This window comes from Paenibacillus rhizoplanae, assembly GCF_042684125.1.
Lineage (GTDB): Bacteria > Bacillota > Bacilli > Paenibacillales > Paenibacillaceae > Paenibacillus_AQ > Paenibacillus_AQ rhizoplanae.
Window position 1 is genome coordinate 1 of the sequence record NZ_JBHUKY010000053.1, and the last position, 8957, is coordinate 8957.

Annotated in this window: 8 protein-coding genes; 5 read left to right on the plus strand and 3 right to left on the minus strand. The window is 55.4% G+C overall.

The features are described 5' to 3' along the window. Nucleotides 1–138 precede the first annotated feature (138 nt). The 3 genes from ACFSX3_RS23430 to ACFSX3_RS23440 all read right to left on the minus strand — a co-directional run bounded on the left by ACFSX3_RS23430 (nt 139) and on the right by ACFSX3_RS23440 (nt 3740). On the minus strand, nt 139–621 hold the full coding sequence (locus ACFSX3_RS23430; protein WP_209994778.1) for an AbrB/MazE/SpoVT family DNA-binding domain-containing protein: 483 nt from the start codon (nt 619–621) through the stop codon (nt 139–141). Nucleotides 622–888: 267 nt separating this feature from the next. Further along, nucleotides 889–1698: a DNA-3-methyladenine glycosylase gene (locus ACFSX3_RS23435; RefSeq protein WP_379254175.1), complete on the minus strand. Its 810-nt coding sequence runs from the start codon at nt 1696–1698 to the stop codon at nt 889–891. Further along, entirely contained in the window at nt 1665–3740 is a 2076-nt protein-coding gene (locus tag ACFSX3_RS23440) for a transglycosylase domain-containing protein (RefSeq protein ID WP_209994780.1), read from the minus strand. The genes ACFSX3_RS23435 and ACFSX3_RS23440 overlap by 34 nt, the downstream gene beginning before the upstream one ends. Before the next feature lie 354 nt (nt 3741–4094). Here ACFSX3_RS23440 and ACFSX3_RS23445 point away from each other — a divergent pair, with 354 nt between their 5' ends. From ACFSX3_RS23445 to argS, 5 genes are all read left to right on the plus strand, one after another. Further along, entirely contained in the window at nt 4095–4952 is an 858-nt protein-coding gene (locus tag ACFSX3_RS23445) for a carbon-nitrogen hydrolase family protein (protein WP_209994777.1), read from the plus strand. 23 nt (nt 4953–4975) lie between these two features. Next, nucleotides 4976–5647 (plus strand): GNAT family N-acetyltransferase, encoded by a 672-nt coding sequence (locus ACFSX3_RS23450; protein WP_209994776.1) that lies wholly within the window; start codon nt 4976–4978, stop codon nt 5645–5647. A 35-nt stretch (nt 5648–5682) separates the two neighbouring features. Next, nucleotides 5683–6351 (plus strand): GNAT family N-acetyltransferase, encoded by a 669-nt coding sequence (locus ACFSX3_RS23455; RefSeq protein WP_209994779.1) that lies wholly within the window; start codon nt 5683–5685, stop codon nt 6349–6351. A gap of 115 nt (nt 6352–6466) precedes the next feature. Then, the gene (locus ACFSX3_RS23460; protein ID WP_209994775.1) at nt 6467–6910 is read left to right on the plus strand and encodes a DUF1934 domain-containing protein; all 444 of its coding nucleotides are present in this window, start codon (nt 6467–6469) and stop codon (nt 6908–6910) included. Continuing rightward, entirely contained in the window at nt 6907–8592 is a 1686-nt protein-coding gene (gene argS, locus ACFSX3_RS23465) for an arginine--tRNA ligase (protein ID WP_209994774.1), read from the plus strand. The genes ACFSX3_RS23460 and argS overlap by 4 nt, the downstream gene beginning before the upstream one ends. The last annotated feature ends 365 nt before the right edge of the window (nt 8593–8957 follow it).

Sequence of the window (8957 nt, forward strand, 5' to 3'; positions counted from 1 at the left end):
TCCTCCAATAACGGGAGAATCGCTGCTCTGCTCACTTTTTGTAGCATTAAGAATGAAGAGAACTCTCTTCCGCCGTAGAAAATCTACTTTTGGGACAGCCCCTTATCTGATGTCTGTGCAGGGATGAATGGATAATGGTTACTGCGGGGCTGTTCTGCCGGGAGCGTTCAGCTTGCGCTTGAGCTGGCTGACTCTGGCTTGGCTGATGCCGAGAACCTCGGCAAGCTCCTTTTGATTGGCATAGGGATGATCTTCAATTGCTTTCTCCAGACGCAGACTCATTTCTTCGGTCTTGCTTCTCCGTCCCCCGCGGGCAGGCTCGGGATGTTCTTCTGCTGAACTTGGGGAGGCATGGATGGGTTCTGATCCGCGTTCGGGGTCACTAAGCTCCTTCAGACAGGTATTGCAAATGAACTGATCCTTATAGTAGATCACATGATCAAGACTTCTGCAAAAGGTGCATTCTGTGGAGGTGTACTTTCGGAGGACGATAATATCCTCATCCAGTATAAAAAATTCGATAGGATCCCCAATGTCAATATTACGTGTCATGCGGATTTCTACGGGAACCACAATTCTTCCGAGGCTGTCTAGGCTCCGGATCATGCCTGTATCTTTCATCCCATGTCCCTCATTTACATCTTTATATTTTTTGTAGATATCTATGATTATAACAGTAATTGTAAGTTAAGAGAACGGGGTAAGCGTATACAAATAGGGGATTTTATTGTCATTTTATAGGAAGTTTTATCATTTTATGACGTTTGAGGGGATAGAGGTTAATAGGATGAGAAAAACCTCTCCAAGTGGGAAGTTCCAAGGGAGAGGCTGATTAGGGTTCTCTTATTAATACCCAAATTACCGCGGCCGAAACAGTGTAACCCTCCTTCAGAGGAGCCTGTGGGGCTGTGCCTGCGGATCGATGGCCGAGACATAAGGATTGCCCTGAAGATAGAAGCGCCAAGGGCGCTCGGCATAGTCTCCCGCATAAGTAATATTAATGCGCGGGGCCTCGACAATATCCAGGGACTCAGGGTCTTCTCCCTGCTCAATGCTTAGTAGACCATCTGGAAGATCGAACCTGGAGTTGTTAAGACTCTTGTCAATCCGCAGCGCCCGGCACAGCTTGCCCGGCCCGCCGGAGAGGTCCGCGGGCTTCCTGACGGCAACTCCCCTATATGCCGCCATAAGCTCGGCATCCTTCTCCGTAAGCGGCTCTACTGCCCGGATCAGAACGGCATGCGGCTCGTCCTCTGCGGCAGTTACAACATTCAGGCAGTGGTACATGCCGTAGATCAGGTATATATACACGGCGCCTCCGGCGCTGAACATGACCTCCGTACGGGCGGTCCGGCGGCCGCCATAAGCATGGCTGCCTTTATCCTCGGCGCCTCCGTAGCTCTCTGTCTCCACAATGCGGCAGCGGATGTCCCCGTCTTCTGTACGGCGGACCAGATGCTGGCCCAGAAGGCGCGGCGCTGCTTCAACCGCCGCGAGCTTGTAGAGCTCAGGCTGCAGCAGCAACGGCGCTTGCGGCTCAAGGCCAGCAGAGTGATTCAGCTTCATGAATGGATGACACACCTTCCTGCGGCGGAGTAAAGCGGGCGTACGCCTCTGCCGGTCTCCCCATCGTAACGCAGACAGCGGGGAGCGGCAATCCCAGGTTAGTTCATCCACCAGCGCTTGATATTGTTCCATAGTGAATGCTCTTCTTTGGCCGGATCGGCAGGACCAGGAGTGGTGCTTGGTGAAGCACCGGGCTCACCGGAGCCGGAGCTATGCTTGTCACAATATTCGGTAGGCTCCGTGCCGCTGATGAAGGTCTCCAGCTTTTTCTCGGGACAGTCTGCTGTAGCCAGCATGCCGGACAGCGGATCGATATATACGCTGACTACGCCATCGGGAATGGGGAAAATCTTCGGCGGCACATTCTCCAGCGCCTTTTCCGTGAATCCGGCGAAGATCGGCGCTGCCCGTCTGCCGTCGGCGGTTGCAATATCCCGGCCCTTATCGTAACCGACCCATACGGCGGTTGAAAGCTCAGGCGTGAAGCCTACCATCCATCCGTCGGTATCTGTAGTGCCGGTCTTGCCGGCTACCGGCCGCTTGATCATCGAGGCCACCCGGTTCCCGGTGCCTCCGCTCTCGAAGACACCCTCCATCAGCCGGGTTAACACGTAAGCCGCTGCCGGCTCGACCATGGGCTGCCCCTCAGGCTGCGGAGCTTCATATAGAAGATGTCCGCCCGCATCCGTGATCTTCAGGACCGCAGTGACCGGCTGCTTCACTCCGCCATTGGCAATCACTGCGAAGGCTGCGGTCATCTCCAGCGGGCTGACAGGCGAGGTTCCGAGCGCCAGAGAAGGAACACTCTGCAGCGGGCTGTTAATCCCCATGGCGGCAGCCATAGCAGCCACCTTATCCGCCCCAATCTTCATAATGGTATTCACGGCATAGATATTGTCAGATGCGGCAATGGCCTGCCGCATATTAATCTCTCCCAGATATTTATCCCCGAAATTCCGGGGCTGGTACGTCTTGCGGTTATTGTCATAGTGGAACAGCGTCGGCTGGCTGTTGAAGACGGACAAACCGGTCATTTCCTTGGTCGACAGTGCCGCCAAATACATAATCGGCTTAAAGGAAGAGCCAGGCTGGCGCGTCTTCGCCAGCGCATGGTTGAAGGAGCTGGTCCGGTAATTTGTGCCCCCGACCATAGCCTTCACATAGCCTGTGCGGGGATCAACGGAGACCAGAGCCGTCTCCAGCTCGCTGCTGTGGTCCATGCCCTGATCCACCGCCTTTTCCGCAGCCTGCTGCATATCCGGGTCAAGCGTCGTATAGACATTTAGGCCGCCCCGGTCCAGCTCGTCACTGCTGATATGCAGGCTGTCGATCACAAGGCTGCGCACATAATCGCGGAAATAGGGTGCAGCCACCGTGGTATCCTTTTGACCCTGCGGGCTCAGCTTCAGCTGCTCCTTAGCGGCCTCCTGTGCCTGCGATTCCGTAATATCCCCCGTGTCGACCATGGCGGCCAGGATGATGCCTTGACGCTTCAAGGCGCTGTCCAGATGATTATAAGGAGAATAATAGGTGGGTCCCTTGGGCACTCCGGCCAGCAGGGCGCTCTCCGCCAGATCCAGATCTGCGGCAGCTTTGCCGAAATACATCCGGGCGGCAGCTTCAATTCCATAAGCGCCATGCCCGTAGTAGATTTCATTTAAATACATATTCAGGATTTCATCCTTGGTGTACTTCATCTCCAACTGCAGGGTGTATAACGCTTCCTTGGCCTTGCGGGTCCAGGTCTTCTCATGGGTGAGGTACAGATTGCGCGCGAGCTGCTGGGTTAGAGTGCTGGCCCCTTGTGTGCGTCTGCCCGTCTCCAGATTGGCGAGTACGGCTCTCCCCATGCCTTTCAGATCAAAGCCGATATGATTATAGAATTTCCGGTCCTCCACAGCCAGCGTGGCCTTGATGAGCAGCGGGGAGATCCGGTTCAGCTCAACAGGCTCGCGGCTACGGCCATCTGTAGTGAAGGTGGTCATCACATTGCCCCGGGCGTCGAGCAGTCTGGAGCGGACATCATCCCCAAGCGGGGGGAGCGGTTTCTGATATAGATATCCAAGCAGAGCCCCGGCTGCCAGCAGGAACAGCAGGGCAGAGACAACCAGCAGCCGAAAGAGCAGGCGTAAGCGGCGTTTGCGGACTTTAGGTGTAGCAGAATCGCGCGTCATGGTATCAGGCTCCTTCGAATTCAAGCAGTAACACAGGCTGGCACCATGCGGGCTGCCGCTGCTTGTATTCCTCATTATGGGAAAGGAAGAGCAGAGATATTCACGATTTGCAGAGAAAGCGGAAGCTGTCGAACCAGGCGGAGAAAAGGGGAGTATGCGCCCGCTGGGCCATGTGTGATTTTAAAATATAAGAATTTATTTGTTGCACACGATAAATTATCCTTCTATTTCTCGCTGAAACGGTACCGTCTTTTAAAAGGACGGCAAAGCCGTTTCTACTTGTGATCCGTTATGGTAAAATTTTAGATACTTATGAAAATGCATGTAACTATCATGCCCGGGAGGACTGCCGCCATGGCTTTTCGCGTATCTGCTGTACAATATCATCTGCATACCATCTCCTCCTTCGAGGAGTTTGCCGCTGAGTGCGAGCACTATATTAAGACAGCCGGAGAGTACGGCGCTGAATTTATTCTCTTCCCCGAATTCCTTACGACACAGCTGATGTCGATCGGAGGCGATGACGGGGAAGCGCTGGGGATAGAGGATCTGCCCCAGTTCACAGACCGTTACCGGGAGATGTTCTCCGGGTACGCCAAGAAGTATGCAGTACATATTATTGGGGGGACCCATGTCCTGCGCCGCAGCGGCAAGCTGTATAATGTAGCCCATCTTTTTTACCCGGACGGAAGAATTGACGAGCAGGCCAAGCTGCATATTACCCCTGCTGAAGTAGAGGGCTGGAATATGGGGGCGGGTGAGGAGCTTCAGGTATTTCAGACAGAGTATGGAACCATTGCCATGCTGACTTGCTACGACATTGAATTCCCGGAGATTGTGCGCATGGCCCGGGCCAAAGGGGCGGATGTGATCTTCTGCCCGTCCTGCACGGATGACCGCCACGGCTTCCACCGGGTACGATATACGAGCCACGCCAGGGCTATCGAGAATCAAGTCTATGTGGTGCTGACCGGAACCGTAGGCTCCTTGCCTACCGTTGACCTGATGCGGGCTAACTTCGGCCAGGCAGCGGTAATTACACCTAATGACATTCCGTTCCCTCCCCAGGGTCTGCTGGCCGAAGGGGAAATCAACAACGATATGATCATCACCGCCGATCTGGATCTGGAGCTGCTGTACCGCGTGCGGGAACACGGGTCTGTAACCACTTGGCGTGACCGCCGCACCGATTTGTACACTGACTGGACTTAAGGACGTAAGGGGGAAACTAACGGATGTATTATAAGAAGTTCTATGCTCTGGACGGCAAGACGCCTGTACCTGCGGTGATCCGCTCCTATACGGAAGCTGATTTCACAGAGCTGATCAAGATCCAGTCCGAGGCCTTCCCGCCGCCTTATCCTGCGGAGCTGTGGTGGAACCGGGAACAGCTGCTGAATCATGTAACGCTTTTTCCGGAAGGGGCGCTGTGTGTGGAGGTGGCCGGAGAGCTGGCCGGATCGGTTACCGGATTCCTGATGAATTTCGACCCGGAGGTACCGGCGCTTCATCATACGTGGTCAGAGGTTACGGCAGACGGATATCTCACCTCGCATCAGCCGGACGGGGACACGCTGTATATTGCCGATTTGTGTGTCCGTCCCAAGTACCGCAAGCTGGGTCTGGGTAAGGAGCTGGTCCAGTCGTTATATCATGTGGTCGTGGAACAGAAGCTGGAGCGGCTGCTGGGAGCGGGCCGGATGCCCGGCTATCACCGGGTGGCCGGTCAGATGACAGCGGAAGAGTATCTGGCCGGGGTTGTCGCCGGAAGCTGGTCTGATCCGGTGATTACTTTTCTGCTGCGGTGCGGCCGGTCTCCGGTTCGTGTGGTCGAGGGTTATCTGGAGGACGAGGAATCAGGGAATTACGCAGCGCTGATGGAATGGCGGAATCCTTTTAATAAATGAATACAGCCTATATATTGAAGGAGAGTCCCAAGATGATGGAATATAGAAGAATTACAGATATCACAGACCCGTTGTTCAAAGAGGTGCATCAGCTGCTGTCGGATGTATTTCCGCCTGAGGAAGTGCTGGAGTACAGCTTGTGGAAGGAGCCGCTTGCCGATCCGGGAATACGCGTGTTCGCTGCGGTGCATGAAGGGAAGGTTGTAGGCACTACGGAATACCGTTACTATGCCGACTGGAATGTAGCGATGACCGATTTCACCATCATTGGCCGGGAAGGACTGGGCATTGGCCGTTTTCTGGCGCGTCAACGCTTGAAGGACCTGGAGAAGCTGGCTGCTGAGAATCACATGGAGCTGCTGGGTATGTTCGCCGAGATCTATGATCCTTACCGGGTGGGGTATGATTTTGGCGGAATTAAGCCGATGGACCCGTACGTCCGCCGTGAAGTTCTGTCGCATTTGGGCTATAAAAGAATAGATATTCCCTATGTCCACCCTTCCTGGCAGGGGAATGGCGAAGCGGTGTCCGGTCTGGACCTCTGCTTCATGCCCGGAGATGAGGAGCTGGAGAGCATCGCGGCGCCGCTGGTGGCCGATTTCCTGACCCGTTATTACGCCGTGCTGGAGGGCAAGCCGGAAGCCTGGACATCGATGATCAGCCAGCTTCGCGGCAGGGAGAGAGTGGCGTTATTACCGCTGTGAGGGCCAAGGTTGATGAAAAAGCGGTTGAATTGCCCTCCCGATCTGGATATAGTGTACAATGGGAAAGCGAATATGACCTTTATGATTACAAGTACGAATAAGCGGGGAACATGTGATGACTGAAGGACCGCAAGGCAAATACGGCGTTTCGGTAACGCTGGAGAGTGTGCAGGGCACAGAGCGCAGTGTGGTACACGCTGCAGGAGAAGCTATTGCCAAGGGGCAGTCGCTGTACATCATTTATGAAGAGCAGCAGACCGGACCCGAAGGCGCAGCGGCCGTGGTACGCAACACGCTGAAGATTTCAGAGGGCCGGATCAAGCTGATCCGCCATGGCGCTGTACAGTCGGAGCAGTCCTTTGAGCCGGGGCAACCGCTGCCCGGATTCTACCGCTCGCCTTATACACAGTTCAATCTCACCACAGACACGAAGACACTGGACATCAAGCGCGAAGGAAGATCGCTTGCCGTTTCATGGGAATATGATCTCTACGTATACGGGGAAATATCAGGACAGTTCGCTATAAGTTTGAATATACAGGAGGAACCACAATCATGACACAATCTTTAAATCCGCTCCAGCTTGCCCATGAACGGGTGAAGGAGGCCATCGCCGATGCGGTTGTAGCCGCAGGTCTGGTGTCCCGCGAAGAGCTGCCAGCCATTGTGCTGGAAGTCCCGAAGGACAAGGCCCATGGTGATATGGCGACGAATGCTGCTATGCAGCTGACCAAGATCGCTAAGCGTAACCCCCGGCAGATCGCCGAGGCGATTATTGAGAACCTGGATACAGGCAGCGCTTCTATTGAGAAGGCAGAGATTGCCGGACCGGGCTTCATTAATTTCACTTTGTCCAAAAGCTATCTCTACCCCGTTATTGCACTTGTGGCCGATCAGGGTGACGATTATGGCCGTGTGAACATAGGCCAGGGCAAGCGTGTGGAAATAGAGTTCGTCAGCGCGAACCCTACCGGCAGCCTTCATCTGGGACATGCCCGCGGGGCTGCTGTGGGCGATGCCCTGGGCAACGTGCTGGATTATGCCGGCTACAACGTGATCCGGGAATACTACATTAACGATGCCGGAAACCAGGTTGCCAATCTGTGCATATCCATCGAGACCCGTTACCTGCAGGAGCTGGGCCAGCCGGCCGAGATGCCGGAGGACGGTTATCATGGAGCGGATATCAAGGTCTTCGCCAAGGAGCTGGTGGCGGAGAAGGGCGATTCTCTGCTCGCTATGACACCGGGCGACCGGGCGGCATTCTTCCGTACCTACGGGCTTGCCAAGGAGCTGGACAAAATTAAGCGCGACCTCAGCCGGTTCCGGGTGAACTTCGATATCTGGTTCAGCGAAACCTCCCTCTATGAGAACGGGGAAGTGCTGCGTTCGCTGGATGAGCTCCGCGAGCGTGGAGAAGTCTATGAGAAGGAAGGCGCCACCTGGCTTGCGACCACCAAATACGGCGATGATAAAGACCGCGTGCTGATCAAGAATGACGGCACGTATACGTACCTCACACCGGATATCGCCTACCACAGCGACAAATACGGCCGCGGCTACGACACGATGATCAACATCTGGGGAGCCGACCACCATGGCTACATTCCACGGATGAAGGCGGCCATGGCGGCGCTCGGCAATGATCCCGAGAAGCTCGTGGTGCTCATCGCCCAGATGGTCAGCCTGTTCCAGGACGGCGGGAAGGTCAAGATGTCCAAGCGTACAGGCAAAGCCGTGACGATGGAGGACCTGATGGAGGAAGTTGGAATTGACGCAATCCGTTACTTCTTCACGATGCGCAGCATGGATTCGCATCTGGACTTTGACATGGATCTGGCGATTTCGACATCCAATGAGAACCCTGTATTCTATGTACAGTACGCACATGCGCGGATTTGCAGCATATTCCGCCAAGCGGAGGAGCAAGGGATTGTAGTGCCGGATGCAGCGCAGATTGATTACAGCAAGCTGACTGCCACACATGAATATGATCTGCTCCGCAAAATCGGTGAACTGCCTGCGGAGATTACCATTGCCGCTGAGGGCTATGCGCCGCACCGCCTGGTCCGCTATGTATACGACCTGGCTTCGCTGTTCCACAGCTACTATAAGGCAGAGCGCGTAATCACCGAGGATGCCGCTCAGACGGTAGCCCGCCTTGCTCTGCTGGGCGCTGCACGGACGGCGATTGCCAACGTCCTGCGGCTGGTCGGTGTTACCGCACCGGACCGGATGTAACTTTATTGGCAAAGCGCCGCCCCTGTTGTACGGGGGCGGCGTTTTTGGTCTCATCATGATGTTTATTTAGCCGGGATTGTGCGGGGGAACAAGTTTCGATGGCAGGCTGACCGGATGAACCTACGGCAACAGCGGTTGGATAATACAGTATTCCATTTGTTGGTTGAAGGAGCCGGTGCCGTACCTTACGCTCATGCCGCCGAGCTTACGCCAAGGCATCCGCATCTTACGCCGCCCTTAGGCCTTCGCAGCCGCCGCGGCTTTCACCCCGCCGCTTCCGCCGCTAGCGCCGCCGCTGCCACCGGCTCCGCCTACGCCTGCGGCGCTGCTGCCGCTGCCGCGGCGGGCCCGGATGCCTGCGCGCA

Coding starts and splice junctions, on each gene's coding strand:
- ACFSX3_RS23445 (WP_209994777.1), top strand. CDS start 4,095: ATGGCTTTTCGCGTATCTGCTGTACAATATCATCTGCATACCATCTCC.
- ACFSX3_RS23450 (WP_209994776.1), top strand. CDS start 4,976: ATGTATTATAAGAAGTTCTATGCTCTGGACGGCAAGACGCCTGTACCT.
- ACFSX3_RS23430 (WP_209994778.1), bottom strand. CDS start 621: ATGAAAGATACAGGCATGATCCGGAGCCTAGACAGCCTCGGAAGAATT.
- ACFSX3_RS23435 (WP_379254175.1), bottom strand. CDS start 1,698: ATGGAACAATATCAAGCGCTGGTGGATGAACTAACCTGGGATTGCCGC.
- ACFSX3_RS23460 (WP_209994775.1), top strand. CDS start 6,467: ATGACTGAAGGACCGCAAGGCAAATACGGCGTTTCGGTAACGCTGGAG.
- argS (WP_209994774.1), top strand. CDS start 6,907: ATGACACAATCTTTAAATCCGCTCCAGCTTGCCCATGAACGGGTGAAG.
- ACFSX3_RS23455 (WP_209994779.1), top strand. CDS start 5,683: ATGGAATATAGAAGAATTACAGATATCACAGACCCGTTGTTCAAAGAG.
- ACFSX3_RS23440 (WP_209994780.1), bottom strand. CDS start 3,740: ATGACGCGCGATTCTGCTACACCTAAAGTCCGCAAACGCCGCTTACGC.